General features: G+C 45.6%; 14 protein-coding genes and 1 pseudogene. 7 read left to right on the top strand and 8 right to left on the bottom strand.

All coding sequences use genetic code 11. The features are described from left to right. Positions 1 to 77 precede the first annotated feature (77 nt). The 4 genes and pseudogenes from rpsD (at position 78) to carA (ending at position 3,931) form a co-directional block, all read left to right on the top strand. The gene (gene rpsD, locus H3H32_RS32520) at positions 78 to 683 is read left to right on the top strand and encodes a 30S ribosomal protein S4 (protein WP_182459882.1); all 606 of its coding nucleotides are present in this window, start codon (positions 78 to 80) and stop codon (positions 681 to 683) included. A gap of 183 nt (positions 684 to 866) precedes the next feature. Further along, positions 867 to 1,857 (top strand): annotated as a pseudogene (locus H3H32_RS32515) (DNA-directed RNA polymerase subunit alpha). Between the two features lie 99 nt (positions 1,858 to 1,956). After that, entirely contained in the window at positions 1,957 to 2,739 is a 783-nt protein-coding gene (gene rplQ, locus H3H32_RS32510) for a 50S ribosomal protein L17 (RefSeq protein ID WP_182459881.1), read from the top strand. An 88-nt stretch (positions 2,740 to 2,827) separates the two neighbouring features. Beyond that, on the top strand, positions 2,828 to 3,931 hold the full coding sequence (gene carA, locus H3H32_RS32505; protein WP_182459880.1) for a glutamine-hydrolyzing carbamoyl-phosphate synthase small subunit: 1,104 nt from the start codon (positions 2,828 to 2,830) through the stop codon (positions 3,929 to 3,931). Positions 3,932 to 3,991: 60 nt separating this feature from the next. On the opposite strand, the gene H3H32_RS32500 is transcribed toward carA, so the two are convergent. The 3 genes from H3H32_RS32500 to H3H32_RS32490 form a co-directional block, all read right to left on the bottom strand. After that, entirely contained in the window at positions 3,992 to 8,008 is a 4,017-nt protein-coding gene (locus tag H3H32_RS32500; RefSeq protein WP_240543565.1) for an AAA domain-containing protein, read from the bottom strand. Positions 8,009 to 8,117: 109 nt separating this feature from the next. Then, the gene (locus tag H3H32_RS32495; protein ID WP_182459879.1) at positions 8,118 to 9,311 is read right to left on the bottom strand and encodes a PepSY-associated TM helix domain-containing protein; all 1,194 of its coding nucleotides are present in this window, start codon (positions 9,309 to 9,311) and stop codon (positions 8,118 to 8,120) included. Positions 9,312 to 9,559: 248 nt separating this feature from the next. Continuing rightward, positions 9,560 to 10,627, bottom strand: a complete 1,068-nt coding sequence (locus H3H32_RS32490; RefSeq protein ID WP_182459878.1) for a TerC/Alx family metal homeostasis membrane protein — start codon at positions 10,625 to 10,627, stop codon at positions 9,560 to 9,562. A 143-nt stretch (positions 10,628 to 10,770) separates the two neighbouring features. Between H3H32_RS32490 and H3H32_RS32485 the strand changes: the two genes are divergently transcribed. Further along, complete coding sequence (locus H3H32_RS32485) at positions 10,771 to 11,511, top strand: glycosyltransferase family 2 protein (RefSeq protein WP_182459877.1); 741 nt, start codon at positions 10,771 to 10,773, stop codon at positions 11,509 to 11,511. Between the two features lie 91 nt (positions 11,512 to 11,602). Here H3H32_RS32485 and lpdA read toward each other — a convergent pair whose 3' ends face one another. Next, positions 11,603 to 13,003, bottom strand: coding sequence for a dihydrolipoyl dehydrogenase (lpdA, locus tag H3H32_RS32480; RefSeq protein WP_182459876.1), 1,401 nt, complete (start codon positions 13,001 to 13,003; stop codon positions 11,603 to 11,605). A 253-nt stretch (positions 13,004 to 13,256) separates the two neighbouring features. Here lpdA and prfB point away from each other — a divergent pair. Together prfB and H3H32_RS32470 are read left to right on the top strand one after the other, a co-directional pair. After that, a protein-coding gene (gene prfB, locus H3H32_RS32475; RefSeq protein ID WP_182459875.1) for a peptide chain release factor 2 occupies positions 13,257 to 14,334 on the top strand; the annotation gives its coding sequence in 2 pieces (ribosomal slippage) (positions 13,257 to 13,316 and positions 13,318 to 14,334; 1,077 coding nt in all). Between the two features lie 189 nt (positions 14,335 to 14,523). Continuing rightward, positions 14,524 to 15,156 (top strand): SGNH/GDSL hydrolase family protein, encoded by a 633-nt coding sequence (locus H3H32_RS32470; RefSeq protein ID WP_240543564.1) that lies wholly within the window; start codon positions 14,524 to 14,526, stop codon positions 15,154 to 15,156. A gap of 1 nt (position 15,157) precedes the next feature. Here H3H32_RS32470 and H3H32_RS32465 read toward each other — a convergent pair whose 3' ends face one another. From H3H32_RS32465 to H3H32_RS32450, 4 genes are all read right to left on the bottom strand, one after another. Then, positions 15,158 to 15,859, bottom strand: a complete 702-nt coding sequence (locus H3H32_RS32465; protein WP_182459873.1) for a DUF2306 domain-containing protein — start codon at positions 15,857 to 15,859, stop codon at positions 15,158 to 15,160. 136 nt (positions 15,860 to 15,995) lie between these two features. After that, positions 15,996 to 16,892: a LytTR family DNA-binding domain-containing protein gene (locus tag H3H32_RS32460; RefSeq protein WP_182459872.1), complete on the bottom strand. Its 897-nt coding sequence runs from the start codon at positions 16,890 to 16,892 to the stop codon at positions 15,996 to 15,998. A 27-nt stretch (positions 16,893 to 16,919) separates the two neighbouring features. Further along, positions 16,920 to 17,543 (bottom strand): rhomboid family intramembrane serine protease, encoded by a 624-nt coding sequence (locus H3H32_RS32455; protein ID WP_182459871.1) that lies wholly within the window; start codon positions 17,541 to 17,543, stop codon positions 16,920 to 16,922. An 83-nt stretch (positions 17,544 to 17,626) separates the two neighbouring features. After that, entirely contained in the window at positions 17,627 to 18,598 is a 972-nt protein-coding gene (locus H3H32_RS32450) for a polyprenyl synthetase family protein (protein WP_182459870.1), read from the bottom strand. Positions 18,599 to 18,602 lie beyond the last annotated feature (4 nt).

Below are 18,602 nucleotides of genomic sequence, written 5' to 3'. Positions count from 1 at the left end.
TACGGATGGCATGAATAGGGGCAGGCGACATTTAGTTGTGTCTGTCCATTGTTTCACAATTATTCATTCATTGAAGAATGGCACGTTACATTGGGCCAAAAGCCAAAATCTCGCGCAAGTTCGGTGAACCCATCATGGGCCCGAGCAAAGCGCTTCAGAAAAAAAATTACGGACCGGGTATGCACGGTCGGGGTCGCAAACGGAAACAGTCCGAATATGCACTCCAATTGCTGGAAAAGCAGAAAGTAAAATACACGTATGGTATCCTGGAGCGTCAGTTCCGTGCACTGTTCCACCGGGCACAGGTTCGCGAGGGTATCACAGGTGAAAACCTGCTCAAATTATGCGAAGCCCGCTTAGATAACACGGTTTATCGCTTGGGTATCGCTTCTTCACGCCGGGCTGCTCGTCAGTTGGTGTCTCACAAACATATCGTTGTTGATGGCGAAGTGGTTAACATTCCTTCTTATTCACTGAAACCTGGTCAATTGATCGGTGTTCGTGAGAAGTCGAAATCACTCGAAGCTGTTTCAACAAGTGTAGCTGCCCGTAATACGAAGCGTTATAACTGGGTTGAATGGGATGCACAACAATTAACGGGTAAGTTCATTAGCTACCCTGAGCGTGATCAGATCCCTGAGAATTTCAACGAGCAGGCAATCGTCGAATTGTATTCGAAGTAAGCTTACTAGCAGAACTCATCCTGGGTTCTGCTGGATTTTGTATAAATAAGTTACGGTTTAGGTTGATTGGTTTTAGTTGAAAGCTGGTCATTCGGCCAGTAAAGTTCTAAAACCGAAGTACTGAAAACCGTACCATTTCAGTCTTCACGCCAAGGCAGAGAACTGCTGTAAAATACGAAACGTATGTCAATTTTAGCGTTCCAAATGCCCGACAAAGTCGTAGTGGAGAAAGCTGACGACTTTCACGGGGTGTTTGAATTCAAACCCCTTGAAAAAGGATACGGTGTAACAATCGGCAATGCGCTACGTCGCATTTTGCTGTCATCACTGGAAGGGTACGCCATCACCAGCGTAAAATTTCCAGGTGTGTTGCACGAGTTTTCTTCTATCGAGGGCGTTGTTGAAGACGTGACAGAGATTATTCTGAACCTGAAAATGGTTCGATTCAAGAAGATCAATGACATGGTCGACAACAAGATCACCGTCAACATAAAGAAACAATCGGTCCTCAAAGCCGGTGATATATCTAAATTCTCGCCATCGTTCGAGGTGTTGAACCCTGAACTGGAAATCTGTCACATCGACGATACCCGAGATTTAGAGATGGAAATTTTCGTGGAAAAAGGTCGTGGCTATGTTCCGGCTGATGAACCACGTGCAAACGAACTTCCGTTTGGTCATATCCCCATTCGATGCTATTTACACGCCAATCAAAAACGTGAAATATAGCGTTGAAAACACGCGGGTTGAGCAGAAAACGGACTATGAGCGGCTATTATTAGATATCGAAACGGATGGTTCTATCCACCCTGAAGAGGCTCTAAAAGGTGCAGCTTATATCCTGATTCAGCACTTCATGCTGTTCTCAGATCAAACGATGACGTTCGAAACGGCTAAGCCAGAAGAGGAAAATGTAGTAGACGAAGAAGTACTGCACATGCGGAAACTTCTGAAAACGTCGCTGGCTGACCTCGATCTGTCGGTACGTGCTTACAACTGTCTTAAGTCGGCTGATGTACGGACGCTGGGTGACCTCGTTCGGTTAGAGATTTCAGACATGATGAAGTTCCGTAACTTCGGTAAGAAGTCTCTAACGGAGCTTGAGCAATTAGTTGCTGAAAAGAACCTGACGTTCGGTATGGACGTCGCTAAGTACAGATTAGACGAAGATTAAGTCGGTTTACGGTTTTTGGTTTACGGTGGCGCGAAGCGATTTCTATCTGCATCAGTCGGCCGTAAATTGTAAACCGAAAACCGTAAACCTCACAAGATAATGAGACACGGTAAAAAAGATAATCACCTAAGCCGGACGCACTCGCACCGCGAAGCGATGTTGCAGAACATGGCCTCGTCGCTCATCCTGCACAAGCGCATTGAGACGACGGTAGCGAAGGCGAAAGAACTCCGCAAATTCGTGGAGCCTATTTTGACCCGGGCTAAAGATGACACCTACCAAAATCGTCGCGTTGTATTCCAATCGTTGAGCGATAAGGAGACGATTAAAGAATTGTTCGGCACTGTAGCCGATAAAATCGCTAGCCGTCCAGGCGGTTACACACGCATCATTAAATTAGGCAATCGCCTGGGTGATAATGCTGAAACCTGCCTGATCGAACTGGTTGATTTCAACGAAACTCTTCTTGCGGCTGCCGCTGAAAAAGCTGCTGCTACCACCAAAACCCGTCGTAGCCGCCGTAGCAGTGGTGCACGTGCTGCTGAAACAGCTGAAGTACCTGCTGCAGAAGTAGTAGAAACGACACCTGTTGCTGCCGAAGAAGCTCCTGCTGCTGAAGCCGCTGGTGACGACCTGACTAAAATTGAAGGTATCGGTCCAAAAATTGCTGAGTTGCTCAATAATGCTGGGATTATTACCTTTGCACAGTTAGCCGATGCACAAGACGAAGCCGTTCAACAAGTTTTAGCTGATGCAGGTCCTCGTTTCAACGTACATGACGCAACAACCTGGAACGAACAGGCAGCCCTGGCCCGCGATGGCAAATGGGATGAACTGAACGAGTTACAGGATCGTTTAAAAGGTGGTAAAGAAGAAGCATAACGGAGTGACTTACAAAAACGTCATATAGAAATGGGTTAACCGCAATGGTTAGCCCTTTTTTTTTAGTCTTTCAAGCCAAAACGCATAGATGAAACATACGAAGCAGCCTGAAGCCCTGTTAGTTTTGCAGGACGGAACCGTATATCGGGGATTAGCCCTTGGTAAAATAGGAACAGCTGGTGGTGAAATTTGCTTCAACACAGGCATGACCGGTTACCAGGAGATTTACACAGATCCCTCCTACTACGGTCAGGTAATTATTAACACAACATCGCACATTGGCAACTATGGTGTGCTGAATAACGCCGAACAAGAATCTGGTAGCGTGAAAATTCGGGCGATGGTCTGCAATTTTTTCTCCAATGTACACTCACGCTATACGGCGGACGGCTCATTGCAGGATTACTTCGAAAAGGCAGGCATTGTTGGCATTCACGGTGTTGATACTCGGCAACTAGTGCGTTATATCCGCTCGAAAGGCGTTATGAACTGCATTATTTCGTCTGAAATTCTGGACCCGGCTGTATTGCTGGCTGAACTACAGAAAGTGCCTGATATGGATGGCCTTGAACTGTCGTCGGAAGTCTGCACACAGCAGGCTTATGAACAAGGCAACCCAGAATCGAAGCTACGGGTAGCCGTTCTTGATTTAGGGGTTAAAAAGAGCATTCTAAGCAACTTTAACCAACGTGGTGTATTCTGCAAAGTGTTTCCGGCTAAAACGCCATACGCTGAATTAGCCGCCTGGAAACCGAATGGCTATTTTATTGCTAATGGTCCCGGCGATCCAGCAGCTATGCCGTATGCTGTAGAAACAGTCAAGCAAGCCTTAGAGACCGAAACGCCTTTGTTTGGTATTTGTTTAGGCCATCAGATTTTGTCGCTAGCCAGTGGTATTTCAACGTACAAAATGCATAATGGCCACCGCGGATTGAACCACCCGGTGAAAAATCTGATTACTGGCCATTGCGAAGTCACCTCCCAAAACCACGGTTTTGCTGTAAAAGCTGACGAAGTGATGGATACCGATAACGTTGAATTGACCCACATTAATCTCAACGATAAAACGATTGAAGGTATTCGTCGGAAAGATAAGCCTGCATTTTCAGTGCAATATCACCCAGAATCATCACCAGGTCCGCATGACTCGCACTATCTGTTCGATCAGTTTATTGGTATGATGAACGAATAAATAAAAAGCCTGAGGTAGCTCAGGCTTTTTTTATTGTAAGTAACGCTACGGCACACCGCGCTACTGTTTTCGCCAAAATTCGCGACTCCAAACCCGCTGAAATGGCCACCTTCGAGCCCGCAAGGCTATTGGTAAATAGGCATGCGCCTGTTTAGCTGTTTGTTGATAATAGGCATCGTCATCCGTGAGTATAAGTGCTTCATAGGCTTCACCCGATTTGATCGTTAAATCGGCGAAGGGAAGATCAGTTTTCCAGTTAGGATGTTCAACCACTAATCGGTCCTTCAGTAATGTATCTGACGGTATGCTTTGTTGTGGTTGGGGTATTGGTTGAAATTGCTCCTGCGCCACATTTAACGCATAAGAGAGATAAGCCTTTAGTAGTTTAGGGCCTTCATTTGCCGTTTCTGCAATTGTCAATTGGTCAGGCCATAGGCTTGTCACAACGTACACACGTTCTCGTGCTCGTGTTACAGCTACATTCAGGCGGTTTTCGCCACCTCGTGTATTTAGGCTACCAAAATTCATCGACAAACGGCCACGCTCATCGGCGGCATAACCAATGGAAAAGATGATGACGTCGCGCTCATCCCCTTGCACGTTCTCGATGTTTTTGACGAATAAATGTGAGGTAGACATCTTGTCCGCATTGCCTTCTACAGACAAGATGCTTTCGCTACGTTTACTCTCCAGCATATCCTGAATTAACTGCTGCTGGGGATAGTTGAACGTCACAATACCTATGGAACGATCAGGTAATTCAGTGGCTAATTGCTCGAGGAGTTGTAAAACGGCTTCAGCTTCAACAGGATTTGTGTTCTGTTGCCAGATACCTTTTACATTCAAATAACGGATGGCTGGTTCTTGTTTATTAATCTCATCGAAATGTGGCAAGAGTGATAGTTTATTCTGATAGAAATGTTCGTTTGAGAAGCTAATTAGATCGAGTGAATGACTACGATAATGTTCCGTTAACGACACCTGCGGGAGTTGTTGAGCTGCCAGTTCCAGAAGCGACTCCACTTCTAAAGCTACGGGAATTTCCTCGTCAAACTCTGATTCGTCCAGGCGTGTACGATAAAGATCACTAGGGCGCAACTGTTGATTATCGCCAGTTACAACTACCTGTTTGCCCCGAACAATGGACGGAACGCCATTTTCAGAAAAACACTGTGACGCTTCGTCAAAGATGACCAGATCAAAAAGTCCTTCGGTCAGCGGGAACATAGCTGAAACTGATTCAGGCGACGCTAACCAGCATGGGACCAGTTTAAAGACTTCGTCGGCAAACGATTCCATCAATTTTCGGACCGGCCATACATTCCGCTTTTTGGTTGTTTGATGGAGTAAATCACGATACGTAACGATGTTGTTCAGGCGGTTGAACGTCAGATTTCGATAGGTTTGTTCACGGAGCTTGACAAGCAGAATATCGCGACTCAAGGCTTGCTTTCGTAAGACGCTTTCCTGTAGTATTTGCTCCCATTGTCCCATTTTGAGCGACGATACACTCCGAAGTTCAGGGTACGCCATCTCAATATGGTCGAGCCAGGCACGACGCAGGCTTGTCTGGAAATCAATTACCCACCGATCTGGCTCTAGTTGTTCCAGTCGTTTAACCACAATTTGCTCGTGCTCAGAAAAGCCTTCCTGTAGCCGATCTGATTCGACCAGAAGATCGAAATCCTCGCGGAGGGCCTGCCGAAGTTGAATGGCTAATGAACTATCTTCCCAAATACCATTAAGTTGGTTCGCGGTCAGATAGACTTGCGCGCTAATTCGTTCCTCCTCTACAGTTGCCGCAACCCCTAATAACTGGGTAATTGTTTCAACAAATTGCTTATACGACTGCCAGCACGATTCGGGTAATTGCGCTATCGGTTGACTATCATTAATGCGCTCCACTATATGTTGTGCACGATGCAAAAGCCGAATACTATCAGGCTGTTCGGGAAGCGATAACCCAAGCAATAACGAGTTGGCTTCATACCGAGTAGCCTCCAACCGGATACGTTTATCTACTTTGGTAGCTAACGTTTGTAAATCAGCTTCCGTAAGCGTTAATGAGTTTGCTGATGCAACCAGCTGTAGTTGCGCCTTACCCGCATTGGTCAATTGCCACCAATTCCAGCTTACCCAGGCTGATCGGGCTGTCAATGCATCGGCCAACAAAGCTTTAAACGCTCGCAATTCAGCTGTTACCAGCGAAGTTTCAGGGCCAGGTAATTCTAAAGATTCCTCCCAGGCATGCGCGAGTTGCTCAAATTTCGCTTCCTCCGTTGTTAGCACCGGATGGGTAGGCAAATTGCGCAACTGTTTTGCGACGGCCCATGCTGGTGAGTCAAGCAAATTTAGCAAGGCCGTTATTTCCCAATCATGAGCTTGCCAAGTTGCTAATTGTGCCAATGATAATGGATTTCCAACCAATCGAACTGTCTGTTCATTCGTCGTATCGTATAGCTGTACCCATTTAGTAATAGTTTGATCTGCTTTACTTAAATCAGCGTTTGTAAATGCCGCAAAACTGACACGCTCCGCCCAGCTATTCTGTTGGCCTAACCGTTGTTGATAAGCCGCATAATCTGTCAGCCTCCGAATAAAGTTATCCACATTCAGCAAGTGGAATTGTGGATAAATATCATCCAACTGAATAACTGGAACAGCTGATGCACAGGTTAAATACAACTCCTTTGCTGATACCCCACTCTCAGTTGTATCAAATAACGCCTGCTTAAAGGCTTGCAATTCGCCAAGCGTTTCATCGATCCGGCGACTTTCAATCTCGAAATCACGTTCGAGCAGCACCGCATTTAAGCTATTATTCTGTTGTCGATAGGCATCTAGCTGATTAATCTGGCTGGCAATTTGTGCGTACAACGTCCGACGATCGTCTTGAAAGTCATGAATTAGGGCAATAAATGGAGCCATACCTACTTGGCGAAGTCGTTCCTGAACGACATCAAGCGCAGCCCGTTTCTGACATACTAACAGCACACGCTTGCCCGATGCAGCTGCATCGGCCATCAAATTGGCGATCAGCTGCGATTTTCCCGTACCCGGCGGCCCCTGTACTACCAATGACTGCCCTGCTTTTACCGCCCGCACAGCTGCCTCCTGCGATGCATCCAATGGCAAAGGCGTGTGAATGGATTTTTCAGCGAGGAAAGATGTAGGGGGCAGGGAGCCAGGGACAGGGAACAGCAATGAGGGCACCAGGGCTTCTGTATCAGCAATGTCTTGCCCGTCTACTACTTCCTCTTCATCCCCTGCTCCCTGTTCCTGGCTCCGTGCAAGGAGCGCATCATAGTCTGGAACCAGAAACGAGCCTGCTTGCGGAAAAATACCAAGTACCGCTTCCGAATAAAGCTTTAGCTCGCCAGTACGTTCAAGTTGAGCAAGGTCCTTAGCGCTCTGCTTGTTAAAAAACTGGAATTTATCGGTAAATAAGTCTTGATTAAAATTGATTTCGAGCGGAGTGGTCTTTAACCATTCATACAGTTGCGTACGAAAAATTGTCGGGTCTCGATCAAAATCATCCATCGTCTTTTCAACGATTTCGTCGGGCAGTTTTACCTGATTAAACTGTCCATAGGCTAAGGCAAGCGTTGGATTTAAAAAAGCTAATTCATCGCCCCGGCGAGTAATTTTCCAGAATTTCCCCTGCTGTTCAATTTTAACAGGGAAGAAAAGAAGTGGCCCATGCACCACGGTTTCGTCCAAAAATTTCCCTTTTACAAATGGCCAGCCAACATAGAGATCTTCTGTACCGCGCTCCTCTTCGATGAATCGGGCCATACGGTCAATCCGGCGAAGCTTTCGGCTAACTTCATTACTACGTTCCTGACGAGCATCAAGCACCTCGCATAATGCAACCGATGGCTTCCGTCCGATCAAATCAGCAATGATCGTGAATGCGGGCTTATTTAGTAGAAAATCTGTTTCCTGTAAGTCCAGGTACTGTCCGGCAGGTAGACTCGTTAGCAATAACGAACGATTACGACTACTCAGATTAGTTAAGCGTCGACGAAAGGTTTTGAGTACAGTTTGAACCGCCAGGCGGCCTTGCGGGGTTTTCACAGGATTTATAGGATTCACAGGATTATAACGTTTTACAAGGTAAAAAATCCTCTGAATCTTTTAAATCCTATAAATTCTGTGAGTTATAGTGGTGTCAGTCAGGCAATGATCAGCTAATCCGGCTGACGGGCTGATAGTCGCTCTTCATCGAGACAGGCTTGGCAAGCGCCTTTTTCGATTGTTTCTTAGCCTTCTTACGACGACCCCACCAAATTATAAAGCCCGTAATGGGGAGAGTAGCGCAAATCAGGCTAGCACAAAATGCCACTATTTTTCCGGGTAGACTCAAAATAGCGCCTGTGTGAATATCGTAATTCATTCGCCGAAATTTATCTCCCAAACCCGCCTTCGCATAAGGACCTGCGTAGGGGCCTTCAACAGCGATGGGTTTTAGCGTTTGCTGGTCAAACGTGTAATAATCTAATTTGTAATAGGTGCCGGGCACGTAATTCACATACGCAGAAATGGTTTCAGATGGCTTTTCTGGGCAAGAGACATAAATGCCTGCGGTTTCAGGCTTGTTTTTTGATAACTGCTGCCAAACGACGTCTATGGGGGCTATAAACTGCCGGGCAACTGTCGTGTCTGAAAATTGCTGTTTGTATTCAGGAATAGTTTTACCACCCGTAGTAGCCCAGTAAATCGAATTCGAAAACCATTCCAAACCAAAAATCAGTCCGGTTACCGCCAACAGCAACGAAAAGAGGAGAGCATAAAAACCGGGCACATTGTGTAAATCGTAGTTAACCCGACGCCATTTAGCACTCCATTTTATTTTAAAGCTCTTATCGCGGTTGGCTTTCTTAAAGTTTTTAGGCCACCACAGCACCAGTCCTGTAACTAACAAAATGGTAAAAACCAGGGTCCCATAAGCGACTACAGACTGCCCAATGGTTTCGGGTAGCCACAAATAGTAATGGCCGTGGAGAATAAAATGGAAAAAATCGGTCTCTTCATCCTGCACATTCAGCACTTTCCCCGTATACGGATTGATGTATACCTGGTAGTAGTAATCGGGAGCAGCGCCGTAAAATTGGACAATAGCCGTACGGCCGCTTCCTCCATATATAATCCCTTTAGCTGGTTTACCATGAACTAGCTTCTCGGCAATGGACTCTAGCTTTGAGGGAGCCATAAGCGTTTTATTGACTTCAGGCTCCATAAATTGATAAGGACGCAGAACGCTCTTAATCTCTTGCTCAAACGCCAGAATACATCCTGTTGTCGCGACAACAAATACCAATAGACCGGACGCCAGCCCTAGCCAAAGATGTATCTGACCAACCAGTTTTTTCGCTGTCATCGTTTATTTTATACGTAGTAGACTATGCAGCCCATACTTCAGTAGGGTCGTATTTCGTGGCATGTCCGACAAGCATACCAACGATATACGTAATTTTATTTAGATTAACTCTAAAGTAAAAATATATGATCCATGAATAACCAATCCTATAAACCTTAAAAAATTACATATATTCCCATTTTAAGAATAAAAAAAGGCCCATCGGTAGAAATTACCGATGGGCCTTCTTACATCATTCTGGAAATAGCTTAGCTACTGCTTTCCTCTTTCTTTTCAGGTATTAACCACGATGCCAAAATACTGACACCAAGAATTCCGATAATAATATAAAGCGAATAAACAGGCTTGAAGCCCATTTCCGCCAACCAATGCTCCGCCAACATTTTGGCTCCGATAAACGTCAGTAGTACCGCTAATCCAATTTTCAGGAAACGGAACTGGCTCATGATGCTGGATAAGAAGAAAAACATAGATCGCAGCCCCATGATAGCAAAAACATTCGAGAAAAAGACGATATAGGGGTCTTTGGTAATGGAAAAAATAGCAGGAATTGAATCAACGGCGAATACTAAATCGGTAAAGGCGATGACAATAACGATCAGAAATAAAGGAGTGACAAAAAGTTTTTTATCGGACTTCCGGCGGACAAAGAAATTATCCGTCACATTACGATGATAAACATTCAGGTATTTGCTCGCAAACCGAATAACAGGGTGGCCGGCAGGTTCAATTTTTTCATCTTCTTCTTTTTGAAAAAACAATTGGATTCCTGTATAAACCAGAAAGGCACCGAACAGATACATAATCCATTCGAAACGCTGAATCAGTGCTGAACCTACGAAAATGAAAATAAATCGTAGTATAATTGCGCCTAGAATTCCCCACACCAGAATCTTTTTGTAGTACCGCTCATGAACGCCGAATGAACTGAATATCAGTATAAATACAAAAATATTATCGGCCGAAAGAGAATACTCCACCAGGTAGCCGGTAATGTACTCCAAAGACATATTGGCCTGAAAATGATCTAAACTGGCCGCGAAATTGCCGGGAACAATTTTTACATGATCAGCATATAGATCGCGTACTTCCTGAAGCCGGGCAAATGAATCGATGCCGTGAACCAGGTAACCGTAATTTTGCAGAAAAAAATAAAAGCCAATAGATAAAGCAACCCAAATGGCACTCCAGATGGCAGCCTCTTTGAACTCGACAACATGGCTTTTCTTCTTGGAGAAAATTCCAAGATCTATGGTCATGATTAGAAGAACAAAAGTGGCAAAAGCAAGAAAAAATAGAGTTTCGCTGGAAAACATAATTGCTAAATATACAGCCAATTAAGGCCGGGATCTGATAGTAGGCTTGGTTAAACAACAAATCTACACCCAATATCCTGAAGGAAATGGCTGTAATTGTTAAAAATATTGGTACAGTAATACCCACCTGTTAATTTTGCCCCATGTTTAATGACAAAAAAGTGATTGTAGTAATGCCCGCCTATCGGGCAGCCCTAACGCTGGAACGTACCTACCGTGAAATTCCATTTGATTTAGTTGATGATGTTATTTTAGTTGATGATGCCAGTCCTGACAACACGGTCGAAGTAGCTCGTAATCTGGGAATTCGGCATGTTATCCGTCACGATCGAAATAAAGGCTATGGTGGCAACCAGAAAACCTGTTACGCTAAAGCAATTGAATTAGGGGCCGATATTGTGGTTATGCTCCACCCCGATTATCAATATACGCCCCTACTGCTGCCTGCCATGATTACAATTATTGGCAATGACCTATATCCGGTTGTATTTGCTTCGCGTATTCTGGGGAAGGGCGCGTTAAAAGGTGGCATGCCAATGTATAAGTACATTGCCAACCGGTTTCTGACGCTCACGCAAAATATTCTCATGAACCAGAAACTTTCGGAATACCATACAGGCTACCGGGCATTTTCTGGCGAAGTCCTCCGCAATCTGGACTTCACCCATAATTCTGACGATTTCATTTTCGATAACGAAATGATCGCTCAGATTTTCTATAAAGGCTATGAAATTGGCGAGGTCACCTGTCCGACCAAGTATTTTGATGAAGCCTCTTCTATCAACTTCCGACGCAGTTCTATCTACGGTCTCGGCGTTCTTCGTACTTCCCTCTTTTATTTCCTGACGAAACTTGGCGTGATGCGCTGGAAGATTTTGAAATAAGTGATAGTCAATGAATAATGGGTAATGTAGAATGACTAATGACGAGCAGAGGCTTTTCATTAGTCATTCTACATTACCCATTATTCATTGACTACAAGTGAATCGCTTCACCGTAGGCAGCTTCGGTAGCGTCTTTAATAGCTTCCGACATGGTTGGGTGCGGGTGAACCGTTTTCAGGATTTCCTCGCCCGTCGTTTCCAGTTTACGAGCGGCTACTACTTCGGCAATCATTTCGGTCACGTTTGTGCCGATGAAGTGAGCGCCTAAGAACTCGCCGTATTTAGCATCGAAAATAACTTTCACGAAGCCTTCTGGAGCCCCAGCTGCTTTCGCTTTACCCGATGCCGTAAATGGGAACTTGCCAACTTTTAATTCATAACCTGCTTCGCGAGCAGCTTTCTCGGTATAACCTACTGATGCGATTTCGGGTGTGCAATAGGTACAACCAGGAATGTTATTGTAGTTCAGCGGCTCAACGTGTGGTAAGCCAGCAATTTTCTCAACGCAGATGATCGCTTCGGCAGAGGCAACGTGTGCCAGCGCCTGGCCTTTCGTTACATCGCCGATGGCATAATAGCCTTCAACGTTGGTACGGTAATAATCATCAGAAACGATTTTGCCCCGATCAACGGCAATACCCACTTCTTCCAGACCAATATTTTCGATGTTCGCAACTACACCAGCAGCTGATAGTACGACGTCGACATCAAAGGTTTTTTCGCCATCAGGAGTTTTTACAAACACTTTACAACCGCTGCCACTCGTATCTACTTTCGTTACTTCCGACTTGGTGTAGATATCGATCCCGATCTTTTTGTACTGTTTAGCCAACTCTTTCGAGATGTCTTCGTCCTCAACAGGTACAACATTGGGAAGAAACTCGATGATCGTCACTTTGGTACCCATGCTGGCATAGACGTAGGCAAATTCAACGCCGATCGCACCTGAGCCAATCACAAGCATGCTGTCTGGTTTCTTTTCCAGCGTCATGGCTTTACGGTACTCGATCACTTTGTTGCCATCAATGGGAACGCTTGGTAATTGACGAGCGCGACCGCCGGTAGCAATAATGATGTGTTTGGCTTCGTATTCGGTAACTTTCCCGTCAGCAGCCGTTACGTCGATTTTCTTGCCGGGTTTTACCTTACCAAAACCGTTGATCACATCAATTTTATTTTTCTTCATCAGGAACTGAACGCCTTTGCTCATGCCATCAGCTACACCCCGACTCCGCTTGATAACGGCAGCAAAATCAGCTTTCGATTCGCCCGAAACGGTGATCCCGTAATCGGCAGAATGCTTGATATATTCAAAAACCTGCGCTGACTTGAGCAGGGCTTTGGTTGGGATACAGCCCCAGTTCAGACAAATGCCGCCAAGACTTTCGCGCTCAATAACGGCGGTTTTCAACCCTAACTGCGACGCCCGGATAGCGGCTACATAGCCGCCAGGCCCGCTACCCACAACGATTACGTCGTACTGTGAAGCCATTAGTTTTTAGAAAAATGTATAATGAAAAATGTGTAATGTCCGTGATTACAGAACACAAAGGTAGGCCGAAAAGTTGATTCGGGGCTATTCGTCTCAATTCCCTGTTAATTACGACTATCAGCTTTCCACACGTACTTCGTGAAACCTCTCTCCCACTTTCTTTTGTTCTATCTTTGCGATTAATCATTAAAGGGGTGGAGATTTCCATAATTTCTCTGCATCACGATTCATTTTTTAACAACACGACAAGTTCATGACAACCGACCAGTTGACCGACTTGAGAGCCAGAGTAGAGGCTCTAAGGAGGTATCTTTGACTACGATGCCAAGAAAGAACAATTAGCGGAACTCGAACAGCAGACCTTCCAGCCAGAGTTCTGGACCGATGCCGCCCGAGCCGAAGGTGTAATGAAGCAGGTTCGCGCGCTAAAAGGCTGGACCGGCGGTTATGAAAAGCTAAATAGCCAGTTCGGTGATCTCGAAACGTTGTTCGAATTCTACGAAGCGGGCGATGTGAGCGAGGAAGAAGTGGACGAGGAAGGCAGTAAGCTCAAAGAAACACTCGACGAGCTCGAACTCAAGAAAATGCTGGGTAATGAGGAAGATCAGCTCAGCGCTGTCCTCGAAATAAATGCCGGAGCTGGTGGTACCGAAAGCCAGGACTGGGCCGAGATGCTCTACCGTATGTATATGCGTTGGGCCGAAAAACACGGCTATGGGCTGAAACAGGTCGATTATCAGGATGGCGATACGGCCGGTATCAAATCGGCTACCATCGAAGTAGATGGCCCATTGGCTTATGGTTTCCTGAAGTCAGAAAATGGCGTTCACCGGCTGGTGCGCATTTCTCCCTTCGACTCCAACGCCCGTCGGCACACATCGTTTGCTTCCGTATATGCCTATCCTCTGGTTGACGATACGATTGAGATTGAGGTAAATCCGGCCGATATTGACTGGGATACGTTCCGGTCGGGTGGTGCTGGTGGACAGAACGTAAACAAAGTTGAAACGGCTGTCCGACTCAAACACAAACCATCGGGTTTGATTATCGAGTGTCAGCAGGAACGGAGTCAATTACAAAATAAGGAAGTGGCGATCCGCTTACTGAAATCAAAGCTCTACGAAATTGAGGTGCAGAAGCGTAATGCGGCCCGTGCCGAGGTAGAAGCGAGTAAACAGAAAATCGAGTGGGGTTCGCAGATTCGCTCGTACGTGTTAGATGACCGGCGGGTGAAAGACCACCGAACAGGTTATCAAACATCGAACACCGAAGCCGTTTTAGATGGTGACCTCGATCCGTTTATCAAGGCGTATTTGCTGGAACAGGAATAGTCTGAACCGCACGGGCGGCCCCGCGGGATTTGTATGATTTTATTGACCGACTATGATTTTTAAAATCTGACTCTGTCTACTTACCGTTTATTGCAGATAGATAATCAACGATTTAGAGAAATCATGGTAATCAATAAAATCACACAAATCCTGGTTCTGGTTTCTTTCCTAGCTTCTACCCATTACGACATGCCTGAAGATACAGCTCCTAAGACATCGAAATACAGCTTTCTGTCGCTGGGCGATTCATATACTATTGGCGAAAGTGTTTCTGAAAGTGATCGCTGGAGCGTTCAGTTAGCAGGTCTTCTGCGAAAAGATGGATTAGATGTTGGCAACCCGGATATAATCGCCAAAACTGGCTGGACAACATCCGAATTGCAGACAGCCATTAAAGCCAGCGGAAACCAGAAAACATATAATCTGGTCTCATTGCTAATTGGCGTCAACAATCAATACCGAGGTCAGAGTCAGGACACATATCGAACCGAGTTTCGGGAGTTGCTACAAACGGCAACCAAATTTGCAGGGGGGAAAACAGCTCACGTTTTTGTGCTTTCGATTCCTGACTGGGGCTATTCCCCCTATGCAGTTGGCCAGAGCAAAGCCAGAATAGCGCAGGAAATTGACCAATTCAACGCCATTGCTAAGGATGAATGCGCAAAAGCAACCATCGCTTTCGTTGACATTACACCTCTTACCCGTGCGGCTTCAACTGATGACAAACAATTTGCCTCCGATGGGCTGCATTATTCAGGCAAACAAATGAAACTGTGGGCCGAGAAAGCGCTGGCAACGGCCAAAGAGTCGCTGCAAAAATGACTTAGGCAACCACCACGGGAGTCTTCGTAGCACTGAACTTCTTTTTATAATACGCTACAGTCCGACCAATAAGCATGCCGCCAATAATACTTGGCGCAATCCAGCCTAACGTACCAGCCCATTCAGGTGCGTTGGCGGGCAATATGCGAGCCAAATTCGTGACTAAAGCGGCTGTAAACGTAGCAATATAGGAACCGCCTATCCGGGTGAAATGCTGAAAGAACCAATGCATTTTTTCAGTAGGCTGCGTCATTTGTCGAACATCACGCCCAGCAAAGATCAAGGTTAATACACCGAAAAAGGAGAATAAAATAGGGAAGAATGATGCCCCGTTCAGCGCCATCAAATACATCCCGAAACCGATCATAGCTATACTGACCAAAAGCGTTACGAAGGTAAGCCCTTTGTCGAATGATGTTGGGCCTGTTTTCTTCTGCTTCGTGGCGCGCCAGCCCGTCATGCTCAGGTAGAAACTAAAGATTGCGATACCCGTCAGAAATAATCGCATCATTTTGAAAGGTTGTAAGCCGCATAGAAGTATGGCCGTAATGGCAACCGTAATCATGCAGTAGACATAAACTAGTCCAGCCCGATTATGCAGTTTATCGCCTTTTTTAGAAAACATCGGAATCAGGCCAACTAGCAAAGCCGTGAAGCCAGTAGCGATATGAAGAATCAGTAGAGAAATAATCAGCGTTTTCATGACCGTTTGTGTGCTTGTCGTTCGTTGAGACAAACTTACACTGGCCTGTTGGCTCGCTACAACTAAAAGGGGTGAACAGCAACTTTAGGGATGTTCGGCACCGAAAAACGTCATTTGGGACGAATGGTGGGGTATTTTACAACGCTTTCAACTCGGCAACCAGCGTTTCATTATACTGACGCGCTACCGGAATTTGAAACAGTCCGCCCAATAAGTGAAGTTTGTAGCCCTGTGCATTCCCCGTTACTCGCTCAACTCGATTCAGATTAACGACATACGAACGATGGCACCGAACAATATGTGGTTGATCGACCTGCTTTTCTAATCGGCTTAGGCTACTGCGCAAAAGTGGTTTGGCTGGCTGACCATTTTTAAGGTAAACAACCGTGCAGTAGTTGTCGCTGGATTCGATGAAAATCAGTGATTCGGCAGATAAAACCAATTTATCTTTCTCGTTATCGGCTAAAAGCGTCACCGTCGAATCGGTTAATTCAGGCGAATGAACTCTTACTTCTCCAGCTTCCGGTAATCCATCAGAAGCAGGAAGATAAACTGGTAGATCGGCTGCAGAACGGCTATATTTTTTGAGTTGCCGGATGTAGTTAAGCAGTACCAAAGCCGTCACAGGAAATATCCCGATCAGGAAAGTTACCAGAATCATGTTCAGCCAACTCAGTCCGCTCTTTTCGCCGGGCTCTAACAAGGCTGCCAGATACAATCGGTTGACGATGGCAATTAGTAAAACATTCGCCGTTACAAACAGAATTTCCCGGCTAACGGTCCAGGTATTCTCGGCAAACACCCGGGGAAATAGTAGCGGCCAAACGATAAAGTTGATGACCGTTATACCAAATGCCACAACTCCGAAACCTATTATTTTGAGGGTTTTATACGGAGTCTCCCATAAGCTGATGCCAAAGGGTTGAAAGATTAGCAAAAACAAACCAACAAATACCCCAATTAACGCAGCCTTACGCAGTTCCTGCAATGGTGGGTTGGTAGATGGGTACGGTTGATTGAATAGGCTAAACATGGTAAGACTACAACGAAATTGTATCCACTAAAACAGGCGCCAGCCAGCAATCTGTTCCAAAAAGGCGGGAATTACCTCAGGATAGACGATAATCATGAACAAGACGCCAAACAACGCACCATAGAAGTGAGCATCGTGATTGATATTTCCCATACCACGGCGAGATTCGTAGTAGGAATAAGCCAGATAGAGCGGGCCAAAAATAAAGCCAGGAATACCGATCGGAATAAAGAACAAATAAATGGGTGTTAAGGGCCGGAACAGAATCGTTGCGAAAATAATGGCTGCTACCCCACCAGATGCCCCTAGTGAGTTATACCCAGGATCGTTTCTATGCTTTAGAAAGGTTGGAATGTCGGATACGACAATAGCCGCTATGTAGAAACCAATTAGATAGATAGCGCCATTTCCACCAAACAAATAGTAAAATAGTTGCTCAATGAATCCAGCAAAAAAGTAAAAGCTGATCATATTGAAGAGCAAATGCCCCCAATCGGCATGCAGAAAACCCGACGTGATGAGTCGATAATATTCTCCCTTATGCGTCACTCGATAAGGGTTCATAATAAACCGCTCCATCAGGCTGTAGTCCCTCCAGGCCAGCACACTGACAAGGACCGTGATGATTATGATAATTATGGTTATACTCATGGTTTTATGTAGGATGTATGATGCAGGATATATTATTGAGAGACTAGCCGTCCTACACCATATATCCTACATCATACATAAGCTCAGCTTTCGCGTTCGACTAGTTGGCGAGTGAATTGAATCAATAAATTTTTCCGATCTGGGTCAGCATTGATTTGATCGAAATTGGCAAAACCGCGGGCAAAGTATTCGTTAATGCGCGTTTCCGTTTTTTGGCGAATACCCAACTGATCATAAATAGCGGTGACCGCCTGTACTTTTTCGGCTTTATCAAACGTCGTTAGCGTTAACCAGTTGGTCAACTCATCCCGAACTTCTCCTTTGGCTTGCTGAAGGGCTTCGATCAGTAGAAAGGTTTTTTTATTTGCAATAATGTCGCCACCAACCTGCTTCCCGAACTTGATAGGGTCGCCATAAACATCCAGCAAATCATCTTTTAACTGGAAACCAACGCCAATGTTCATCCCTCCTTCATACAAATGGCGAGTCGTTTCGGTATCAGCACCCGCAATCAATCCACCCAGTTCAAGTGCATAACCGAGCAACACCGACGTTTTCAGGCGAATCATGTCGACATATTCGGCCTCAGTAACATCCCAGCGAGTCTCGAAATTCATATCCATCTGCTGGCCTTCACACACTTCGGCGGCCGTTCGGCTAAAGCGTTCTAAAGCGGGCTTTAATTTATCCGCTTCTATCGACAACAATAACTGATACGCATTGACCAGCATGACATCTCCCGACAAAATAGCCGTGTTTCCGTCCCACTTTTCGTGCACAGTTGGATGTCCACGACGTAAAGGAGCCTGATCCATGATGTCGTCGTGCATGAGTGTGAAATTGTGAAAAACCTCTACGCCTAAGGCAGGGCGAACCGCTTTCTGCCAGTCGTCGGTAAAGAGGTAAGTCGACATGAGGGTTAGTAGAGGCCGCATGCGCTTACCACCAAGATTCATAATATACCGAATGGGATCGTAGAGTTCGGGAGGATCTTGCCCATACTGAATAGATTGGAGTTCTTGCTGAAGGGCATCGACAAAAATTGCTGGATTCATTCGG

Source organism: Spirosoma foliorum, assembly GCF_014117325.1.
GTDB lineage: Bacteria > Bacteroidota > Bacteroidia > Cytophagales > Spirosomataceae > Spirosoma > Spirosoma foliorum.
This window is presented reverse-complemented; position numbering and strand designations above follow the sequence as displayed.

Excerpts from the sequence above, each read along its gene's own strand:
- rpsD (WP_182459882.1), top strand. The coding sequence starts at position 78 with ATGGCACGTTACATTGGGCCAAAAGCCAAAATCTCGCGCAAGTTCGGT.
- H3H32_RS32455 (WP_182459871.1), bottom strand. The coding sequence starts at position 17,543 with ATGAGTATAACCATAATTATCATAATCATCACGGTCCTTGTCAGTGTG.
- H3H32_RS32470 (WP_240543564.1), top strand. The coding sequence starts at position 14,524 with ATGCCTGAAGATACAGCTCCTAAGACATCGAAATACAGCTTTCTGTCG.
- H3H32_RS32450 (WP_182459870.1), bottom strand. The coding sequence starts at position 18,598 with ATGAATCCAGCAATTTTTGTCGATGCCCTTCAGCAAGAACTCCAATCT.
- H3H32_RS32490 (WP_182459878.1), bottom strand. The coding sequence starts at position 10,627 with ATGTTTTCCAGCGAAACTCTATTTTTTCTTGCTTTTGCCACTTTTGTT.
- H3H32_RS32485 (WP_182459877.1), top strand. The coding sequence starts at position 10,771 with ATGTTTAATGACAAAAAAGTGATTGTAGTAATGCCCGCCTATCGGGCA.
- H3H32_RS32495 (WP_182459879.1), bottom strand. The coding sequence starts at position 9,311 with ATGACAGCGAAAAAACTGGTTGGTCAGATACATCTTTGGCTAGGGCTG.
- carA (WP_182459880.1), top strand. The coding sequence starts at position 2,828 with ATGAAACATACGAAGCAGCCTGAAGCCCTGTTAGTTTTGCAGGACGGA.
- rplQ (WP_182459881.1), top strand. The coding sequence starts at position 1,957 with ATGAGACACGGTAAAAAAGATAATCACCTAAGCCGGACGCACTCGCAC.
- H3H32_RS32460 (WP_182459872.1), bottom strand. The coding sequence starts at position 16,892 with ATGTTTAGCCTATTCAATCAACCGTACCCATCTACCAACCCACCATTG.
- H3H32_RS32465 (WP_182459873.1), bottom strand. The coding sequence starts at position 15,859 with ATGAAAACGCTGATTATTTCTCTACTGATTCTTCATATCGCTACTGGC.
- lpdA (WP_182459876.1), bottom strand. The coding sequence starts at position 13,003 with ATGGCTTCACAGTACGACGTAATCGTTGTGGGTAGCGGGCCTGGCGGC.